This is a genomic window from Candidatus Poriferisodalis sp., from assembly GCF_965208925.1.
Classification (GTDB): Bacteria; Actinomycetota; Acidimicrobiia; order Acidimicrobiales; family Poriferisodalaceae; genus Poriferisodalis.
Map to the genome: position 1 here is coordinate 62,187 of NZ_OZ242364.1, position 19,468 is coordinate 81,654.

The window sequence follows — 19,468 nt, forward strand, 5'->3', positions numbered from 1 at the left end:
ATCGACGGAAACCAATTAGACGATGTCTCTTTGCGATCTATCCGACTCCGACGCAGATGTATTCTGGGCGCCCGCTCGGATGACTACAGACCTTGCTGCTGGTCCAAGGGAATCTAATGGGCGTTCCTGCAATCGTCGCAAAGCTCTTTGGGCGAATGCTCGGTTCATATCACTCTTTGATTCCATTTGGTAATCCCCCTGTATTGTTCGACCAAATTGCATTTCTTCTCGACTTGTACGACGTTGGCGGCAAAAGCTCTGTTGACGGTAACTTACGACACCGCTATTTCCCTTTCGATGAGGATAGCACAAGTGAGTCCAATTTTTCGGTAATGTCGAACGCTATGGCGAGCTCACGTTCCACTATGGTGCCTTCCGAGTAGTTCCTCACTTCTGGATGTGCTTGAGATCGGTCGAAATCGACGAATTCGATACCGATCTTTCGGGTCGATGCCGTGAACGCGCGCGAGTACATCCGCGGCGCAATGCCAATGAACTGGTAGAAGGGCACCTTGTCTGATGCGGTTCTAGGAGCGCCCGTCATTGATGGGGCAAGGTCGATAAGGTCACCGTACAACCGCTCAACGAGGCTCTTGGGATAAGGTTCAACATAGTACACCTCCACGATCCCCGAGCCGACAATCAATTTTGCGCATTCGTGGCAAGGGAAAGTGGTGCAAAACAACTTGGCACCTTCCGTGCTTGTTCCAGACCGGGCCGCGCCGACTATTGCAGCCTGTTCGGCATGTAGACATCGTATAAACTCGATTAGGTCCTTTGCGCGTATCTCATCGATCAACGAATCACCAGCATCATTGTGTTCGGAAGCGGCTTTGAGCAGTTGTTCGCCGTTCATTTGACGGTAAGGCTTCTTGAGCCATTTGAACTTGACGAGCTTCTCAAGGAAATCCTGCACTATCTGGCGTATGTACACAGGATTCGGGTCTTCCCTAAGTTGGAAATCGCGATAGTCGGGAGTGTGGCCTTCCCAGAACTGTCCTCCACCGGGCCTGGGTACCTCGTTGGTGCCCGTCACGACAGGCATACCGAGGGCTGTCACTAGAGCGGCCCCAACTTGGCGCCCCGGCGCAGAAGAACGAAGCGCCGCATGTTGCGCCGCTTGCATCGCCTCCTCGTGCGGAGTCGGCGTCAGGAATGGATGACCGAACAAGGCATCCACGAAACGATCAATGTCTCTGGACAAATTCATGCCGATGTCGCCTGGGACAAAGACATCGGACATAGCGTACGTGTCCCTGACATTTTGCCCGAAATATGGATCGGATGTATCGGCTTCATCCCTAGCGATCAACTCCTCAGCCTTTGCAGTAGGAGTATTCTCCAAGCCCAGAGATCGAACAAGCTCTCTGCGCCTGTCCCCTCGACTGCTTACGACCGCCACTAGAGAGAACGCTTGACCATACACATTACGCAAAAGATCGACTTCGTCAGGGTGCTTTAGACTCTTGAGGAGATAGACAACCGGCTGACGCTTTTGAATGAAGTTGCCTTCTTCCGATGCCGGACTTTGATCGAGAAGTCCATCTGCATCGAGATCACCGGATTCGGAACCTGCCTCTTCCCGCAGCTCTCGCAGACGTGCGATCTCCTGTATTGCAAGCACAGCCATCGCGGACCCGGTCTTGACATCTCGTCGCAATTGATCGCCGGCGTTCATCCGCTTGATGTAGTACTCAACCGACCTCTCGACAGGCAGGTCACCTAACGGTTTGTAGTCGAGACCATCCAAGAGTTTGCTGACATCAATGACCTCAGTTCTGTAACCGAACCGTTGATGCGATGTTCGAAACGCATCGATAATGCGCGTCCACTCGGTCCCGATCGCACCCACCAATCCGAGTACCAGATCATGACGCTGAGGTTCTCGATCAAGAAGTTCCGCGTAAGCCAGCGAAGAGCTGCCGTTGCGCATCTCATGGGGGGCACTTGACCCACTTGTCGCCGCCGGGCGGGAAAGACCACGAGCTTGGCCGGCTCTGCGGGACGGAGTTTGACCCCTCAGCGTTCGCCGACCAGAGCCTCGCTGGCGAGGCAATGGCAGGCGCCCCCGCAAGAGACCGCTCTCGGAGAACATCAAGGACCCAGAACGTAACCGTGTCAGCGCCAAGCAGCGCGGATAGGTAGCGCAAGTCTGTCCCAGAAAGTGACGCATGGCGTCGCACCGTCGTTCCCTGCTCGGCAGGTGAGGGTGTCGGCGACACGAACATCGAGCCTGCCGCCACGCAACAGCGTGACGGCTCGAGCCTCGTGTCGAAGCCTGACGCTTGAGTCGACTACCACGACGACAGGACACTCGATGTCTCAAGATGACACTCGCTTGACGCCCGCTGAGCGGTGGTTGCTGGTCGAGCAAGCCGAGACCGGCACTGCCTAGTCCGTCATGGGCCGCCAGATGGACCTGCTCCGGGGCACCGTGCAGCAGTGATGGGATCGCTTTCGGTCCGAGGGTGAGGTGGATCTGGTTGACCGTTCCAACCAGCGGCATCGCTGTCCTCGGTGGGTCGCCGCGAGTACCGAGGATCGAATCCACGGCCAGCACTGCTCGAGCAAGCGAGGCTCGGGAACTACCGAAATGGGCGGGGACTCGGGCGATTCTGGCGCCTGCGCATCGGTGCCAAGATCGGCCAAGTCATGCCGAATTGGTCCTCCGAACGGGATCGACAGATGTCGTCCGGCCAATGCTGGGCCCATCGACTTCGGGACCCGAACGAGTGAGCTCGACTACATGCCAAACGTGATGACGTATCGGCACGTTGATGTTCCGGCGAGAATGCTGAGATGGCTCGTAGAAGACGGCCGGCACGACGCAGTGGCGCTTCGTCGGGATCCGACGGCCAGACGACAGCGCAAGCGGAGGAGTGGGCACGCACGAGACAGGGCGCGAGGTCGGGCCGCGGTTTCCACTTTCAAGATGCGGTTGGGGCATGGCTGGCTTCGCTGGTTGCGTCAGCGGCGATTGATGCTCGCGTTCTTGTGCCGGAAGGCTTCGAGGACATGTCGCTTGAGGGGGATCGGCCGAGGTATGTCCAGATCAAGTCCCGCGTCGAGAAGCGTGGTCGCTTCTCGATCAGCGAAACATGCGGGCATGTGCTGCATGCGTGGGATTGGCACGTCGATCGCGCTGAGCCCGCTGCGTCACTTGTGGTTGTCCTGGAACGCGGCATTGAGGGCGAGGTTGAATTCAAGGAGTTCGATCGGCCGCTAGCGGAGTCCTTGCGGAGCGACTCGCAGCCACGCGGACAGCGGCAGCCGTGAGCGGCTAGTCCTGCAACCGGTCGTCGTGCGAATCTCGTCGCTGTTGCGTCTCGAACAAGCACTGCAGATGGGTCAACCCGTCCAATTCGGCACCCATTCTCGACTCGCAGCGGGTGCAGCCAAGCTGACAGCGATACCCTTTCTGACCTGCGAGTTCGCACTGTCCTTTGTGGAGCTCAACGCTCAGATTTGTGCAGCTCAGGCTTATCGCCAGAATTGCACGGTCTGACCTGCAGGAACTATCTGGCCGACAGCCCACCGCTCGGCGGCACGAAGGGACACGCCATGCGCCCGATGAGCAACTCTGGGGCGTTGGAGTTCCTGGCCGAGGGCTCGAGGACGGGCAAGCTGGCATGGGTGGCAGCCGACGGGCGACCCCACGTTGCGCCGATCTGGTTCATCGTCGAAGACGGCGACCTGCTCTTCGCTACCGGTGCACGCAGCGGCAAAGCGCTTGCCATGGCTCGCGAGCCTCGTGTCTCGCTGGTGGTCGACACTGAGACGCCGCCCTACGCGTTCGTGAAGGTGGACGGGGTGGTCGAGATCTCCACAGACCTGGACGAGATCCGGCGAGTATCCACGCTGGCCGGCGGCCGCTACATGGGCGCAGACCAGGCCGAGGCGTTCGGCGAGCGGAACTCCGGCCCGGGCGAGTGCCTGATACGACTGCGTCCGACCAGCATCACCGGCGTCGACGGAGTCGCTGACTGGGATTGACAACAGCCGGCGCCCGTCAGCGCCAAGCAGGTGCAATGCGGGCGGGCCAGGCATCGGCGTTCAGGGCGGCGGCGCCGCGATCCGCCTAGCGAGGTAACTGCCGCGAGCATGGCGTGGCACTAGAGTCCGGCGCATGCCACAAATGAGGCTAATCGATGACTTCTATGTGCCAAATTTGTGCCAACGCTCGATACCGGCGCTGAGCGGTTCCGTCTGCATCTGGGTCACGCGACTCCGGGCGGCTGGCGACGTCCCAACCGCGAGCGTCGTGGCTTCACTGACCCAACGGCACCAGTAGGTCGCGAGCGTGTCGCTTCTTCGTTTGCGCTGGTCTCTGCGGGAAGGACGCAGGCGCTGGATCCAGATCGTCGGCGTGGCCTTCACGCTCGCCATCGGCATCGGCAGTTACGCCGGACCCGCCAGTGCCATCGACTGGCGGCTCGACGCGACCGAAGCGAGCCTCGATTTCACCAACATGTACGACCTGCGGGCGACGGTCAGCGAGGGCGGCGACGTGCCTGCGGGCGCTCTCGCGCGGCTTGCCAGAGCTATCGACGGCATCGACGAGTACAGCGAGCGCCTAGTCGTGGACATGCAGGTCGAGACGATCGCGGACGGCGAAGAGCTGCTCGCGCATGGGCGCATCATCGGCGTCGAGCCGATCAACGGGGGGGGGGGGGTAAATCGCGTTGAGGTCATCAAGGGCGACGGCTTGCCCGAGTCGGCGGCGGACGAACCCCGCGTCTTGATCGAGTCGAAATTTGCCCGCTATCACGGCTTACCAGACAGCGGCACACTGACCGTCGGAGGCGATACCCGCGTCGAGTTCGTCGGCCACGCCACATCGCCGGAGTACTTCCTGATCGTCGAGGGAGACGGTTCGCTCGGTCAGTCCAACTTTGTTGCGCTCTTCGCCCCGCTGGCAACGGCGCAAAACCTCTCGGGCCGCTCCGGCGCGGTGAACGACCTGGTCGTGACGCTGGAACCCGGTGCCGATGCCGACGCAGTGCGGCGGGAGTTGGTCGATGCCGCAGCGTCACTGGCCGCGATGCCGCTGGATGTGATCACCCGTGATGAGACGCCGTCATACATCGGATTGGTCAACGCCCCCGCGGCCGACCAGGACTTCGCCGGTGCCATGGCGCTCTTGCTGTTCGTCGGCGCCGGTTTCGCTGCGCTGAACTTCTCCTCACGGATGGTGGAGGCCCAGCGGCGAGAGATCGGCGTATCGATGGCGCTCGGTGAGGCTCCGAGGTCGATCGCCATGCGGCCGGTGCTCATCGGTGTCCAGATCGGCGTTCTCGGCGTCATCGGGGGCGTCGCATTGGGCTTCCTGCTCTCCAGCCAGGCTGTGGCGGTCGCCGAAGCGGCGTTCACCTACCCGGTCTTCGAGCAGCCGTTCAAGCTGGGCATCTATGCGCGGGCTGCCGCGATCGGCTTCGCTGTGCCGCTCCTCGCGGTGCTGTGGCCGGTGCTGCGCGCTGTCCGGGTCCGACCGGTGGAAGCGATCCGGTCGGGCCATCTGGCATCTCGAGGCGGCAGCCTGGGCCCGGTCATCAGTCGCGTGCCGCTGCCCGGCCGCAGCCTGGCGCGCATGCCGTTCCGCAACCTGCTGCGCACGCCTCGCCGTACGTTCATGACGCTGCTGACGTTCTCCATAGGGCTGGCGACGTTGTTCACCATCGTGGGGTTCAGCAGTTCCTTTGCCGCGACCTTCGATCGGGGCAATCAAGAACTGCTCGGGAACGATCCCGAGCGCTTCATGATTCGGCTCGATTCCCTCTACCCCGTCGATTCGCCGCAAGTGCAGGGCGCGCTCACCGATCCGACGGTGCAGCTCGGCGAGCCGGCACTAGTGCTCGGGGCGAGAGTCGTCGCCGGCGAGCCCGACGCTGACGACGGCGAGCCGACGCAGCTGGATCTTGTGGTCCGTTTCGTGGACTTCGGCAGCACCGTGTGGACGCCGACGACTTCACAGGGAACGCCGCCTGCGGGAGCGCCGGGCATCGTGCTCGCCGACAAGGCCGCGCAAGACCTGGGCGTGGAAGTCGGCGACGGGGTGATGCTGACGCACCCCGCCCAGGTCGACGGAGTCTTCGCCCACAGCACACGCACCGTGCCGATCGCCGCGATCCATCCGCATCCGCTGAGGCTCAACGCCTACATGGACCTCTCGCAGGCATCGACGTGGGGCCTCGGGGGCCTCGCCAACATCGTGACCGGCGTGCCGGCCGACGGCAGCAGCCTGAACGACGTGAAACGGTCGCTGTTCGGCAGCGGCAACGGCGTCGCTCGCGTGCAGGGCCTGGACGAATCGTTCCAGTCGGTCGAGGACTCCCTCGATCAGGTCGCGGGCTTCTTCATCGTCTTCCGGGGCTTTGTGGTGCTGCTGCTGCTGCTCATCGCGTTCAACACCGCCAGCATCAACGCAGACGAACGCGCCCGCGACCACGCGACGATGTTCGCCTACGGCGTTCCCGTTCGGCGGGTCATCGCCAACCTCTCGATGGAGGGATTGCTGCTCTGCGCGGCAGCCGCTGTGCTCGGCGTTCTGCTCGGCTATGCGCTGCTGCTGTGGATGGTGCTGTATCTGATGCCGACGGCCATTCCCGAGATCGGGCCGCTCGTATCGGTCAACCCAATAGAGATGGCGCTGTACTTCGCCGTCGCGCTCATCGCAGTTGCGTTGGCACCCGTATTCTCGGCGCGCAAGATGACCAAGATGTCCATACCGGGCACGCTGCGCGTCATGGAGTAGTCGGCTAGAGAACGCCGTGGTGCATGGCAGTCACGACTGCTTCGAGCTTGGTCTTGGCTCCGAGCTTTCTTCGGAAGCTGCGGACGTGATTGCGGACGGTGTGGATGCTGATATCCAGGTCGCGGGCGATGCGGTCGGAGCTGTGACCCGCCGCAACCAGCCGCAGTATCTCGGTCTCGCGAGCCGAGAGCTTCGGTGCAGGCGCAGTCGTTCCGGATTCGCCGGCTGCTGCTGACGTTGCAGTCAGCTCCGGCGAGGTGCCGTGGGCGTCGCCTGGCACCGCGTGTCGTTGCGGCTGCACCTCTCCGACCGGTTCGTCAAAGAGGTGCAGCCGCAGCTCCGCGTGCTCAGTGTGGCCGGCGACAGTGAGCGTCGTGACACTGAGCCGCCGGTGCTCGCCAGACGCGCCCGGGATCGAAACAGTGCGCGGCTCCAGATATCGACCGCCTTCGGATTCGCGCGGTGCCGGTGGATGCGACCCCCCCCCCCCCGGGGATTGGGTCAGCCGCAAACCGAGCATCTGTCCCGCAGTGCTCCCGAGGATTTGCTCCGCTCGCCGGTTCCAGAACACCACGGTGCCGTCAGCTGTCGTTGCACAGGCACCGAAGCGCGAGACGGCGAGTAAGGCGAAGATGTCATCCCGTGTCACCGGAACGGTCATCACTGGTCCCCCGAACCCCTCTTCGGTGCTGAGCGCTGCGACAGACCGCTAGCCGCTGGCCTGAAGATGCGCGTCATATGTGTCATATGAGTGTCGCTGTGCCCATTGAGTATGACAGCAATATGCCGGCAGAGCCTTCCCCCGCCTTGGGACGGAATATGAAACACCACAAACATGGTATGTATATGACTCGAATATGCTATACATGCGGCTTGGGCGGAGAGGCTGAGCTTGAACGCGATCAGGGGCTATTTCGTCGTCACGCTGTGGCGAGCAATCTTGAAGCTCATCACCATCGCTGTCTTGGGCGCTGTCTGGGCCGCGAACCCAGACAGTTCGCTCGCGATGGGAACGTTCATTGGGGCGAGCGTTCTTTGGATCGTCGACGGCTGTGATCACGGCATCGACACGATTCGCATCAGGAAACGGCGGGCGAAGGCCTCGAGCCCCGCGGGCTAGCGGGCCAGGCATCGGCGTTCAGGGCGGCATCGCTGCCGCCGTCCATGAATACGACCGATCCGCAGAAGAAGCCCGCTTCGGGCGACAGCAGGAACGCCAGCAGGTTCGCCACCTCCTCGGGGCGTCCCGCCCGTTCCTGCGGGATGGGGTAGAGGTCGCCGAGCGACAGGACGACTTCGATCATGTCTGCCGTCATGGGCGTGTCGATGAGCCCCGGCGCCACTGCGTTCAGGCGGATTCGGGAGCCGGCCCAATCCGGGCCGACAGCGGTTCGGCGAACCCATCGAGCCAAAGCGAGCTTGCTGGCGGCATAGGCCACGATGGGTTCAGTACCCGCCAGCGCACGAGCCTCGGCTTCGTCGTCTCCCAAGCAGGCATCCACCAGATCCTCGGGCAGATCGGGCATGGCGGTGCTGGAGTTGGAACTGACCGCGACTGCTGAGGGGTCAGCGCCATTGACGAGCAGCGGCCTCAGCCCCGCGATGGTGGCCACTGCACCGAAGTAGTTGATCGAGACGACCTCCGCCGGGTCGGGTCCGGAGATCCCCGCGCCGGCCACGAGGCCGTCGATCCGCCCGCCGCTGGCGGCGGCAACCGCATCGATCATCGCGCCGCGGCCCTCGGCCGTGGACAGATCGGCGATGACCTCGGCGTCCCGGAGATCCACCCCGATCACCTCGTGGCCGTCGCGCACAAGCCGCTCCCTGGTCGCTTGGCCGATCCCGCCGGCTGATCCGGTGATGACGATCTTGCCCATCCGAGTTTTCTAGCTGGAATCGAGCGAGACCCGAGGGAGCGACTGCGCTCGGAGAAGACTCACCGAATCGTTGAAGGACGTGGGGAGGCCGTTGGTTGCGATGCGACGAGCCCCTGAAATCAGTTGGCCTGCGTCGGAGGCTCGTCCGCTTGGTTTCTTGCGAGCTTGCGGCGCATGTTGTCGGCGAGCCGCGGGGCGGCGCCGGGTGTGGACCACGGGCACACAGCGATGCAGATGCCGCACCCGTAGCTGACGGCAAAATACGGCAGGCATCGGTCGAAATCGACCGCCCATTTCTCCGTACCTCGCACAAGGCGCTTGTCGGGAGCGATGGCGTCGGGCGGGCAGGCATCGGTGCAGACACGACAGCCGCTGCAGAATTCGTCGACACCGAAGGTGTCCGGAGGCGTCGCGACGAGCGGCGCGTCTGTCAGCACCAGCGCCAGCCGGAACGAAGACCCGAGTTCGCTGTTGATGATCGAGCCGTGCTTGCCGAGCTCCCCGAGCCCGGCGGCGATCGCCGCGGGGACCATCTGCATGGGTCCCGCGCCGGGGCCGCCATGGCCGACCGCTTCGAATCCTCGGTTGCGGATCCAGTCGGCCAGCGCCCTCGCAGCAGCGGTTCCCCGGTTGTATTGACGGTGGACCTCCATGGCCGACGTGTACTCGGGCGCGGTCGCCAACTCGCCGTGGTCCATCGCGACGGCCAGCAGGATCGCCCAGGGAAGGTCAGACTCGCGGCCCTCGAAAAACCACTCGCGTCGGGCAGCCACGACCGCCACCAGTTCGACGCTGTGGCCCTGCTCGCTCGTCGCAAACTCGGTGATGTCCGCTAGCCGTTCCGCCGGCGTGCGATCGATCCTGCGCGGATCGACCGGCGCCGGCTCGTGGCGGTCATCGGTTCGCAGCACCGTGCGGAGTTGAGGATGAGCCATGAACTCCTCGGTCATGCGCTCCTGGACCGGGCCGTGGGCGATTGTGGCGGGATGAGCCCACATGACCAGCGTCGGCTGCCGAACCTCAGATGAGCCCCAACCGTTCAGCTCGTTGCCCGACACGTCGCCCATCAACTCGATGATCTCGTCGGGGGCCTCCCAGACCGGCGTCCGGCGCTCCATCCGCCGCAGCCGCTGCGGCCTGACTGGCTGACTCTCTCGTTCAGAAGTCACCGTCCCGCTCCCTGCGCGCTCGACGGCTCAGCTCCCAGGGCGGGCACCGCCGAGGGAGGAGTGGGCGGGATCGGCGCGTGGGTCGCGGCGGGTCCACTGACCGGCTTCGACTGCGCTGAAGAACTCCGCCGCCATCTGGTTGAACGCGGCGGGCTCCTCCAGGTTGACGCCGTGGCCGGTACGCGGTGCGATCCACAGGCCGGCCCGAGGCAGCACTCGCTTGAGGAAGACGTTCGTCTCGATGACGGGGTCGTCCTCGTCGCCGACGGCCAGCAGCACGGGAACGTCGAGCTGGCGCAGCTCAACTTCGAAGTCGTACAGCGACGGGCGCCCGGCCTGGAAGTTGCGCATGGTCAGCCCGGAGCCCACTGCCGAGTGCTCCGACAGGTACTGCTTGAACTCCGCCCAGCCCCTCGGGTCCTTGTTCTGAAGCTGGACACGGGTGGCACCCACCGCCAGCCGCTCGGCAGCGACCTCCATCCCTTCGTTCATCATCGCCTCGGCGGCCGCACGGACCTCGGCCAGGAATGCCTCACGGGTGTCGCCGAATGCGCCAGACCCGCCGCTGGCAAACAGCAACGACGTGACCCGCTCCGGATACCGCAGGGCAAACATCAGCCCCGTGTAGGCACCCATGCTGAGACCCACGATGTGTGCACGCTCGATGCCGAGGCTGTCGAGGACGGCCCGCAAGTCCTCCCGTTCCCGCTCAAACGTGTAGTCGGCATCGCTGTCGGGCACATCCGACGGCGGATAGCCGCGGGCGTTGTACGCAATGCACCGATGGCTGCGGCTGAACCGCCGGATCTGGCCCTCCCACGTGCGGCAGTCGGCGGCGAACTCGTGCAGCCACACGATGGGATGTCCATCGCCGCAGTCCTCCGCGTACAGCTCGACCCCGTCTCCCTGGATCATCGGCATGACGTCGAGCGGCTCAGACGCGGGCTTCGGCGGCGTAGGCCTTGTTGTACCGCTCGCGGCAGATGTAGAACTCGTCGGCGCTCTGGAAGGCCTCGTGGGCGATCAGCAGGTCCAGATTGCGCCGCACGAGACGATCGGGCGCCACTCGGGTCGCCAGCACCTGGATCGCCCCGTAGCCGACGGGCCCGGTCCCCTCTGCGGTGTCGCGCCCGTGCGTCACGCCGAGCAAGTACTCGATCTCGTCGAGCATCGCATCGAACAGCGTGTCCTCGGTGGTCCTGGGGATGAACTCGTCAGTCATCGAGCGCAGCGTCATCCACAGCCGAAGAGAGGCCTGGATCGGTGCCTCGTCCGGCTTCTTCAGGCGGTCGCAGTTGACCAGGTAGGTGACCCTCCCGATCCTGCCGTCCTCCTCGGCTCGCACCGTGCCGATGATCCTCGCGAGCGGATCGATCCGATCTGCCGCAGCTGCGCCGAATGCGACTGCGTATATCGCCAGCAGCGTGACGTGGTGCTGCAGATTGATGGCGGGCCCGCCGTCAGAACTCGTGTACGGGATCCGGTTGGCCAACAGGCGCACCGCGTGCGCCCAGGCCTTGTCGTGATCGACGCTGTTGGAGAAGTACGCCCCGGTGACGAGCAGCCCGATCAGGTCGGCGGACGCCTGCTCGTACGCCCGCAGGCACTCGTCGTAGCCCTCGCAGTCAGCGCCGCGGAGGGCATCGATGGTTCGCAGCGTCTCGTCGCTGACGAAGTCGTGGAGATCGATGCGGCACGCCGGATCGGCCAGGAGTTCTTTGAGTTCGGCCACAGTGGCCGTTTCGGGCTGTGACGTCACGCGGCCAACAGTACTGCGCGCACCTCCGGAGGCATTGCGCGCCATTGTGCTCGGTGGGACGGGTCATGGCACAGGGCCTCCGAGGCGTGAGCAGCAGCGCGACCGCACGTACCGTAGGCGTGGAATTGCTCATCTTCGGAGATGCCCATGTGGACGAACGATTTCACCTTCAAGGCGGCCAACTGGCTGAACCGCTCGGCCATCCGGTTGAGCGGCGGGCGCCTCGGCTGGATCCACAAGGGCACACCCATCATCGAGGTGACCATGACCGGTCGCCGCAGCGGTCAGCCCCGCACGACGCTGCTGTCCGCGGTCGCCGAGCGGGACGGTGCATTCGCAGTCATCGGCTCGCGTGGCGGCTCCGACCATCACCCTGCGTGGTTCTTGAACATGCGTGACAATCCAGCAGTCACCGTGCGCAACCGCAATGGCACGCAGCAGATGACCGCTCGGCTCACCGAAGGCGACGAGCGTGCAGCGCTGTGGGACCACATCGCCAGCCAGGGCGACCACTACGTCGACTTCCAGCGCAAGACCGACCGCGAATTCCCCATCGTCATGCTCGAGCCCGCCGGAGCAGCCGGGGGCGGCTGAGCGCACCCGAGCCGAGATCTGCGGAGGCTCAGCCGACGGTCGGGATCCTCCGCAGGTGCACGAACCAGTTGGCCAGCGACACCGCGACGCCGCCGACCACATTGCCCAGCGTCACGATCGCCAGGAAGCCGGCGAACCACGCCCCACTCAGGCCGTCCAGCTGGGCTGAGGAGAGCTGTGCTGCTTCGGCGACCTCGGGTTGACCCGAGACCAGCATGCCGATCGGCACGAAGTACATGTCAGCCACGCTGTGCTCGAACCCGCCGGCCACGAATGCCGAGATCGGCAGCACCACGGCGACCAGCTTGTCGATGAGCGAGCGGCCCGCGGTGGCCAGCCACAGCGCCAGGCACACGAACACGTTCGCGAGAATCCCCCTGGCGAACACGGTGCCGAGCCCGAGATCGATCTTGGCGTGTGCGTTCGTGAGCGCGGCGGCGCCGAACGAGAAGTCGGCGATCTCCCACCAGCGCGACCAGAACACCACCAGCACCACGGCCAAGGCGCCGATGAAGTTGCCCAGGTACACCGAGATCCAGTTCCGGATGAGCTGGCGGACGGTGATCTGGTGGTCGAGCAGCCCGATCACCATGAGGTTGTTGCCGGTGAACAGCTCCGCGCCGGTGATCACCACCAGGAACAGCCCCGTCGACAGCCCGATACCCATCAGCAGCCGGGTGGGGCCGAGGCCGAGGTTCGACGACGCCGAGATCGTGCTGGTCAGCATGGCGCCGAGCGCCACGAACACGCCGGCCATCGCGGCCAGCACCGACATCGATCCGAAGCTCAGCGCTGCCCGGCGTATGGCCAGGTGCGATACCTGCGTAGCGATGTCTGACGGCGTCAGCGGCACGACCGGATTGCTGGTCGGCACACGAGGCCCGCTCGGACCAGTCATCGATGAGGACGCTAGTTCGTGCCGCCCCCGGCCCTGTTGAGGACGCTTCGGCGAGGCGACAGCTCGAAGCGCTTGCCTACGAGGCAGCCCGAGCGGCGTCGAGCCATGCATCGACCGTGGTGCGGTTGTCCGCAATCCACGCTGTCGCCAGGTCGGCAGCTGCGGTTCCCTCGTCTTGTGCCACGTTGGCCAGTGACACTTCGATCACCGACAGCGTCACAGCCTCGAAGAGTGCCCCGGCTGGCGGGTTGGCCTCGAGGAACTCGGTGTTGGCGGTGACGAGAATGTCTGCCGCAACCCAGCCGATCGGGCACAGGCCCTCGGCTTGGCCCGCAGCGGCGGGGCACAGGTCTGGCCCGATGGCGGCATAGCCGCCGGTCCCGTCGGCACCCCGCTGATCGTGCGCCTCGCCGCCCTCGAAGCCGGTCGGATTCGAGTCGTCCAGGATCTGCTCGACGCCCAGCCAGTACACGTTGTCGCCGGGACGGAGCAGGGTGATGTACGCCGATGGCGTCCACATGTAGATCACCATGGGAACACCCTCATCCGCAGCGTCTACCGCCTGGGCGAACATCGCGTCGTAGCCCGCGATCGTCTGCGAAATGTTGTCCCAGCCCGAGAACGCGATCTGCGACTCGATGATGTTGTCGCAGGTCCAGGACTCCGCACACCCGAAGATGTCCGCAATGCCGTTGCCGGGCACCGGGTCAGCCGCATCAAAGGCCGCGAGCGCGTCGGCATTGCGGTTGAGCTCGTCCATCGTGTACACGCCGAATTCGTCCGCGAAGGACTTCGAGATCAGGAAGCCCTGGATGCCGCCCGCGATCATCTGCTCGCCGACGACAGTCAAGTGATCGCCGACGAGCGAACCGTCGGGCAGCTCACCGGCGAGCCACGACAGGTGCAGCGGGTACCAGCTGTTCGCCCAGAAGTCCATCTGGCCTTCCGCCATCGCGACATAAGCAGCGTTGGGGCCGAGCTCCAGCTCCGCGGGATCGGACACGTCGTAGCCGAGTTCTCCGAGCAGCTGGCGAAATATCTCGGCCTGGAAGTAACCGCTGTTCCAGTTGGCCCGGCCCAGGGTCACCGACACGCCCTCGCCTGGCGTCAGCGAGACCTCATCGGGCACGGCGGCCTCCGTCGGAGCAGGTTCCGCGGGAGCCGCTGGCGCTTCGCTGACGTCCGAGTCGCCGCACGACGCAACGAAGAGCGTCGCGGCTGCGATCAGCAGCGAAGTTTTGAGTATCCGCAAGTTCGTCATAGCGAAACGCGTCCTCGAGTGTGAGGTTGCGACGCCTTGAATCGCGAACACGCCACCGCGGCGCCACTACCGAGCCTAGGTCATGCGCTGACTGTGCCTGACGGTGATCCTTGGGCCATCGCTTCGGCCGACGCATCGGCCGCGATGACGTCAAAGGTCATGTTGACAAGTCGCCAGTCGGCTGCCGGCCCGGCGGCAGGCTCAGTAGCTGCATCGGGAGCCGGTACGGCCGGGAAGCCCGGCCGGCTGCGTCGCGGCAGGCCGAACGAGGTGAACATGCCAACCACCGCCAGCGCTGCCGAGAGCAGGAAGACCGGCGTGAACGAACCCGCCGTGTCGGCGATGAACCCGCCCATCTGCGGCGAGATCATCTGGGCGATGCCGAACGAGAAGGTGACCGCAGCGAACGCCGGTCCGTAGTCGTCGGTGGTGGTGTTGTTGACGACATAGACAGTCAGCACCGACGGCATGGATGCGAACAGCAGGCCGACGGCTGCCGACAACGCCAGCGTCGGTGCGAACCAGCCAGGCAGGATCAGCGTGGTGACCACGGCCCAGCCGCCGAATGAGATGGCGAGCGTGGACCGGGCTCCGATGCGCTCAGAGAGCGCGATGAACAGTGGCCCTCCGAAGATCATGGCCACGCCGACGAGCGTGAACGCCAGTGATGCTTGAGTGCTCGTCCAGCCGCTGTCGTCTTCCAGCCGGGTGGTCAGGAACGAGATGATCAGCAGGTAGAGCAGACCGAAGACGAAGAATGCCGACACCAGCGGCGCCCAGCCGGGCACGCGCCGCAGGGCGCTGAACCCGCCGAGTCCGGTTCGGGATGCGAGGCGTTCTTGGCGGTGCCCGATGGCGAGCAGCACCACGGCTACGACAGCGGCACCGATGATGAGCTGCACGAAATAGACGGTTCGCCACGACGCGTCCCCCATCGTCGAGCGGACGATGCCAGACAGCTGGCCGGCGAAGACGACACCGAGGCCCATGCCCGCGCCCAGAAACCCGACCGCCAGCCCGCGCCGTTCGGGAGCGATCGCGTCGGCGGTGATGACCGGGGCAGGGATCCACGTCAAGGCTCCGCCGAGACCCTGTGCGAACAACCCGACGCCTAGCACGACCGGGCCCGGCGAGATGGTTGCCAGCGCCTGGCCGACGATCGCGACCACCATGCCGACTCGCATCACTGACAGCAGCCGGAACCGGCTGGATGCCGTAGCGACGATCAGGCTGCCCACCAGGTAGGCCGCCATGTTCACGGTTGCGAGCGAGCCCGCCACCGTGTTCGACAGGCCGAGATCGTCACGGACCGCGGGCAGCAGCACGCCATAGGTGAACCGGCCGAACGACTGGGCGAGGGCCGCAACCAGCGCCATCAGCACCACCGCGGCGGCGCCGGTCAGCCTGCGCTGACGGGTCCGCTCTTCGCTGCCGATGTCGGTCACGGGTGTCCATGCAACATGGAAACAGCGTCGGGCGCACGCGCATTTCGTGATCGGGGGTCGACGTAGGGTGCGACACTCTTGCGATGGCAAGCGTGGGCAACACCCGGCGCTGCGTGTTGCGGCCGTTCAGCGCAGACCTTCACGGCACGGGAATCTCGTGAGCCAGGAGCAGTTCGCCAATCTGGTCGCCGTCGTCGCCACCGCAGTGACGTTCGTGCAGGTCGTGCCCCAGGTGGTGCGGCTGCTGCGCCTGAAGCGAACCGAGGGCGCCTCGCCCGCGTGGGCGGCGATCGGCATGGTGATCAACATCGGCTGGATCGCGTACGTGATCGCCGAGGAGTTCTGGGTCACGATCCCGGCCATTCTGGCCGCGATCATCAGCTTCGGTCTCGTGCTGTTCCTGCTCTGGCGCAATGGCGCCGATGTGCGTGTCGCCGTCATCGCCGGCATCGTCGTGGGGGTGGCATCGATTGGCTTGCAGCTTGTGGCCGGCTGGACCGTCCTGGGCACGGTGCTCGGATTGTCGAATGGCCTGTACCTCGGACCGTCGGTGTGGGCTGCGTGGCGGTCGTATGCGCCAGTCGGCGTGGCTCCGCTGACGTGGGTGCTCACTGCCGGCGAGGGCATCTTGTGGGGCTACTACGGCGCGCTGGTGGAGGCGATCCCGATCATGGTGTACGGCAGCACGGCGTTCCTGCTCGGAGCGCTCATACTCCTGCGACTGTGGATCACCCGCCACCGCATCGCAAGCGAACTGGCGCCGCCGGACCCCTCGGGCGGGACCTGAGTCAGGCAGACGGCTTCTTGGGTCGGCAGCGGGCAGGCCACGGCGCGATCGGCGCGCAGCTAGTCAGGCGGGCAGCGGGCAAGCCACGGCCCGGTAGGTGCGCAGCCGCTTGCGCAGCGTCCACACCAGCAGGGCCACGGCGGCCAGCCCCACGATGGGTTGCACCGGAGCCCACCACGACAGCGCGCCGGAGATGCCCACGAGCGCGACCACTGCCTGGTTGCACACGGGACAGCCCACAGCGAGGAACGAAACCAGCCCGCCCCACAGTGTGGTGGTGCCCTGACGCTCGACGGCGTGTTCGGCGCCCGGCTCGGCGCCTGACGGCGGCCGGATGGCGAAGATCAGACCGATCAGTGCCGAAGTGGTCGCCAGGATCACCCAGTCGAGCCACCGGGCCTCGATCGGCCGACCGAAGATGGGCGTGTCGATCAGGTCCGACGGGATGCCGATAAGCACAGCCGCCACAGCGCCGTACGCCACAGCCCGCGGCCACACCGTCTTCGGCAGCTCCAGCAGATCCTTGAGCACCGCGGCGACGCTACCCCGCCACGCGCCCGGCCGAGCCGCGCCCGGAGTTCACTGCAAGCCGCAGATTGGTGAGAGGATCGCAGTTGTGACAGAGCGCGCGTCACTGGATCCGCAACAGACCTTCCTGCACCTCGCGCCCAACGGCGATGCCGATCGGCTCGACGCCAGCGCACCCGACTTTTGGCAGTCGCTCGCAGAGCGCAACCTTGACGGGCGCCTGTCCGGCGTGGTTCACCTAGGACAAGACAGCCACTGGGAAATGCATCCGAGCGGCGATGAGGTCTTGGTAGGGCTGTCTGGCTCGATCGAGGTCATCCTTGACCACGGCGACGCGACCGAGTCCGTAACCCTCGAGTACAGCCGCATGTGTGTCGTGCCTCGCGGTGTGTGGCACCGGCTCGTCGTCAACGAGCCTGGACGCCTGCTGTTCGCAACCCCAGGGCCAACAACCCAGCACAGAAGCCTCACCGAACACACCAATCTCCGAACCCGCGACGGGGTGAGACATCCCGACTGACGACTGCCCTACCAGCGCTGCAATGGGGAGGACAAGCCCAGCACCAGCAAGAGCCCCCGCTCGATGCGTTCCATGATGGCGGCATCGACATCGCCAACCGGCTCAGACAGCAGTGCCTTGTCGACCGTGGCCAGTTGCGAGACGTTGACAACCGAATCTTGCGCTAGGCCTGACTCCGACGCAGGCAGGGTCACATTGCCTGGTGCGTCCGCGAGCCGGAGACTGGTGGTGACGGCGACGGCGATGGCTGTGTCGATTCGGCTGCGATTGAATTCGTCGTCGGAGACGATAACGACCGGTCGGCGCAGACCAGGTTCAGAACCCATGGGTATTCCGAGGTCCGTCCAGCAGATGTCTCCGCGACGCATCAGAGATCTCTCGACAGCGCACGTGCTTGCGCGATGCGCAAGACGGGATCGAGCGCGGAAGACTCAGTGCTGTACACCTCGTTGAGCCGTTCCGTGATCTCGTGATACCGAACCTCGGCCAGCAATCGCCTGAGCGCACGCGTGTACAGGCTCGAGCGGGAGCAGCGCTCTTGTGCAGCGAGTTCCTCTGCGGCTTGGAAGACATCGTCTGGGATGGAGATGGCGATTTTCATGCCGGGAGTATAACTAGGTATTACCACTGCGCTGGCATCGGCCGTGGACATGTTCAGCGCTCGAGTTCGCGGAGGGTCTCGAGGAGGATTGCGGTGTCACGCAACCAGCTCACGACCCGATCGATGCAGTCTGGGCGGGTCACGTCGAGCAGCAGGGTGGCGACGGCGACCGTGTCGCCGGCCTCATCGTCAGCGAGCATCGTGGTGGTGGGCCGCAGTCGAGCATTGGAGGCGACCAGCACCCCGGCCGCCCGGAGCTGGCGGCGCTGCACCTCACCGCCGTCATCGTTCGAGAGCTCGTCAGCCACAGAATATTAATATATTTCATGATGTTCCAAATATCCAAGCGATTTTCCGCCCGCCGGCCCATCGACACATGAGAAGCGCCGCTCCGGCGCCCGTGCCACGGCGCGTGTCGAGTCCTGCCGCGGCGCGGGACCCGTAGAGTCACAGGTCATCGAGGCCGATCAGGCCGACAGATCCGTGTAGCGGGGCGAAACCGTGTCTATGGCTGCTGACGACGTTGACAATGCCGATGTTGACGAGGCCGAGCCCGGCGACATCCCGCACGGGCACCGGTTTGCGGCCGCTCTGCGGGAAGCTGGACTGTCGGTCATCGCCGAGATCAAGCGGCGCTCGCCGTCGCGCGGAGCGCTGCGAGCTGATGCAGACGCCGCCGATCTGGCGTCGGAATACAAGGCGGGCGGGGCTGCCTGCCTGTCGGTGCTGACCGAGAGCGAGCGCTTCAGCGGCTCCCCCGAGGACTTGCAAGCAGCCAAGGCGGTCACCGGGCTGCCGGTGCTGCGCAAGGACTTCCTGCGCACGCTCGATGACGTACGCGACAGCCACGCCATGGGCGCCGACGCAATGCTCGTCATCCTCGCCGACATCGACCCGGCACAGCTGCGGCCCATGCAGGAACTGGCGCTGTCGCTCGGTGTCGACGTGCTCACCGAGGTCCGCGACGAAGCTGAGCTGGAGACCGCGGTCGCTCTCGGCGCCTACATGATCGCCATCAACCAGCGCGACAATCCCGAGTCGACCAAGTTCACCGTCGACTACGACAAGGCCGTCCGCGTCAGTCGCAGTTTCGAGCACATCGACGATCGGGTACTGCTGATTGCGGCCTCAGGCATCGGCGTGCCCGGCGGCACGTCGATGAGGGCGATCGCGGAGGCCGGCTACGACGCAGCCCTGATCGGCGAAGCGCTGGTGGTGGCCGACGATCCCCCCGAACTCCTGCGGGACCTGCTGGCCGACGCCGCCGAGTAGCGGCAC

Annotated in this window: 19 protein-coding genes; 6 read left to right on the forward strand and 13 right to left on the reverse strand. The window is 65.0% G+C overall.

The genetic code is table 11. From position 1 onward, the window contains the following. Positions 1–283: 283 nt before the first annotated feature. Positions 284–1,933, reverse strand: a complete 1,650-nt coding sequence (locus ACOGI5_RS00200; protein WP_419862458.1) for a hypothetical protein — start codon at positions 1,931–1,933, stop codon at positions 284–286. Positions 1,934–3,570: 1,637 nt separating this feature from the next. Here ACOGI5_RS00200 and ACOGI5_RS00205 point away from each other — a divergent pair. Continuing rightward, complete coding sequence (locus tag ACOGI5_RS00205) at positions 3,571–3,993, forward strand: PPOX class F420-dependent oxidoreductase (protein ID WP_419862459.1); 423 nt, start codon at positions 3,571–3,573, stop codon at positions 3,991–3,993. A gap of 307 nt (positions 3,994–4,300) precedes the next feature. After that, positions 4,301–6,751, forward strand: coding sequence for an FtsX-like permease family protein (locus tag ACOGI5_RS00210; protein WP_419862460.1), 2,451 nt, complete (start codon positions 4,301–4,303; stop codon positions 6,749–6,751). Between the two features lie 4 nt (positions 6,752–6,755). On the opposite strand, the gene ACOGI5_RS00215 is transcribed toward ACOGI5_RS00210, so the two are convergent. From ACOGI5_RS00215 to ACOGI5_RS00235, 5 genes are all read right to left on the reverse strand, one after another. Then, positions 6,756–7,412 carry a LuxR C-terminal-related transcriptional regulator gene (locus ACOGI5_RS00215; RefSeq protein ID WP_419862461.1) on the reverse strand — a complete coding sequence of 219 codons (657 nt, stop codon included), beginning with the start codon at positions 7,410–7,412 and terminating at the stop codon, positions 6,756–6,758. Positions 7,413–7,830: 418 nt separating this feature from the next. Then, entirely contained in the window at positions 7,831–8,628 is a 798-nt protein-coding gene (locus tag ACOGI5_RS00220; RefSeq protein ID WP_419862462.1) for an SDR family oxidoreductase, read from the reverse strand. 119 nt (positions 8,629–8,747) lie between these two features. Beyond that, positions 8,748–9,797, reverse strand: a complete 1,050-nt coding sequence (locus ACOGI5_RS00225) for a 4Fe-4S dicluster domain-containing protein (protein ID WP_419862463.1) — start codon at positions 9,795–9,797, stop codon at positions 8,748–8,750. Between the two features lie 27 nt (positions 9,798–9,824). Next, on the reverse strand, positions 9,825–10,718 hold the full coding sequence (locus ACOGI5_RS00230) for an alpha/beta fold hydrolase (RefSeq protein WP_419862464.1): 894 nt from the start codon (positions 10,716–10,718) through the stop codon (positions 9,825–9,827). Between the two features lie 13 nt (positions 10,719–10,731). Further along, positions 10,732–11,556 (reverse strand): hypothetical protein, encoded by an 825-nt coding sequence (locus ACOGI5_RS00235; protein ID WP_419862465.1) that lies wholly within the window; start codon positions 11,554–11,556, stop codon positions 10,732–10,734. Positions 11,557–11,703: 147 nt separating this feature from the next. On the opposite strand from ACOGI5_RS00235, the gene ACOGI5_RS00240 reads away from it, so the two are divergent. Next, a complete protein-coding gene (locus ACOGI5_RS00240) occupies positions 11,704–12,150 on the forward strand; it encodes a nitroreductase/quinone reductase family protein (protein ID WP_419862466.1) in 447 nt (148 codons plus the stop codon). A 28-nt stretch (positions 12,151–12,178) separates the two neighbouring features. Here ACOGI5_RS00240 and ACOGI5_RS00245 read toward each other — a convergent pair whose 3' ends face one another. The 3 genes from ACOGI5_RS00245 to ACOGI5_RS00255 form a co-directional block, all read right to left on the reverse strand. Further along, complete coding sequence (locus tag ACOGI5_RS00245; RefSeq protein WP_419862467.1) at positions 12,179–13,048, reverse strand: formate/nitrite transporter family protein; 870 nt, start codon at positions 13,046–13,048, stop codon at positions 12,179–12,181. A gap of 76 nt (positions 13,049–13,124) precedes the next feature. After that, on the reverse strand, positions 13,125–14,177 hold the full coding sequence (locus tag ACOGI5_RS00250) for a glycine betaine ABC transporter substrate-binding protein (protein ID WP_419862468.1): 1,053 nt from the start codon (positions 14,175–14,177) through the stop codon (positions 13,125–13,127). Positions 14,178–14,389: 212 nt separating this feature from the next. Continuing rightward, positions 14,390–15,754, reverse strand: a complete 1,365-nt coding sequence (locus ACOGI5_RS00255; RefSeq protein WP_419862469.1) for an MFS transporter — start codon at positions 15,752–15,754, stop codon at positions 14,390–14,392. Between the two features lie 157 nt (positions 15,755–15,911). Between ACOGI5_RS00255 and ACOGI5_RS00260 the strand changes: the two genes are divergently transcribed. Beyond that, positions 15,912–16,541: a PQ-loop domain-containing transporter gene (locus tag ACOGI5_RS00260; RefSeq protein WP_419862470.1), complete on the forward strand. Its 630-nt coding sequence runs from the start codon at positions 15,912–15,914 to the stop codon at positions 16,539–16,541. Between the two features lie 63 nt (positions 16,542–16,604). On the opposite strand, the gene ACOGI5_RS00265 is transcribed toward ACOGI5_RS00260, so the two are convergent. Then, entirely contained in the window at positions 16,605–17,072 is a 468-nt protein-coding gene (locus ACOGI5_RS00265) for a hypothetical protein (protein WP_419862471.1), read from the reverse strand. An 85-nt stretch (positions 17,073–17,157) separates the two neighbouring features. Between ACOGI5_RS00265 and ACOGI5_RS00270 the strand changes: the two genes are divergently transcribed. Beyond that, entirely contained in the window at positions 17,158–17,589 is a 432-nt protein-coding gene (locus ACOGI5_RS00270; protein ID WP_419862472.1) for a hypothetical protein, read from the forward strand. A gap of 8 nt (positions 17,590–17,597) precedes the next feature. Here the strand turns inward: ACOGI5_RS00270 and ACOGI5_RS00275 are convergent, their stop codons facing one another. Genes ACOGI5_RS00275 through ACOGI5_RS00285 form a run of 3 tightly spaced genes read right to left on the reverse strand, consistent with a single transcriptional unit; the run spans position 17,598 to position 18,498 of the window. Next, positions 17,598–17,957 carry a type II toxin-antitoxin system PemK/MazF family toxin gene (locus tag ACOGI5_RS00275; RefSeq protein WP_419862473.1) on the reverse strand — a complete coding sequence of 120 codons (360 nt, stop codon included), beginning with the start codon at positions 17,955–17,957 and terminating at the stop codon, positions 17,598–17,600. After that, positions 17,957–18,190: a hypothetical protein gene (locus ACOGI5_RS00280; RefSeq protein ID WP_419862474.1), complete on the reverse strand. Its 234-nt coding sequence runs from the start codon at positions 18,188–18,190 to the stop codon at positions 17,957–17,959. The genes ACOGI5_RS00275 and ACOGI5_RS00280 overlap by 1 nt, the downstream gene beginning before the upstream one ends. A gap of 53 nt (positions 18,191–18,243) precedes the next feature. Beyond that, positions 18,244–18,498, reverse strand: coding sequence for a hypothetical protein (locus tag ACOGI5_RS00285; protein WP_419862475.1), 255 nt, complete (start codon positions 18,496–18,498; stop codon positions 18,244–18,246). Between the two features lie 199 nt (positions 18,499–18,697). On the opposite strand from ACOGI5_RS00285, the gene ACOGI5_RS00290 reads away from it, so the two are divergent. Further along, positions 18,698–19,462, forward strand: a complete 765-nt coding sequence (locus ACOGI5_RS00290) for an indole-3-glycerol-phosphate synthase (protein ID WP_419862476.1) — start codon at positions 18,698–18,700, stop codon at positions 19,460–19,462. The last annotated feature ends 6 nt before the right edge of the window (positions 19,463–19,468 follow it).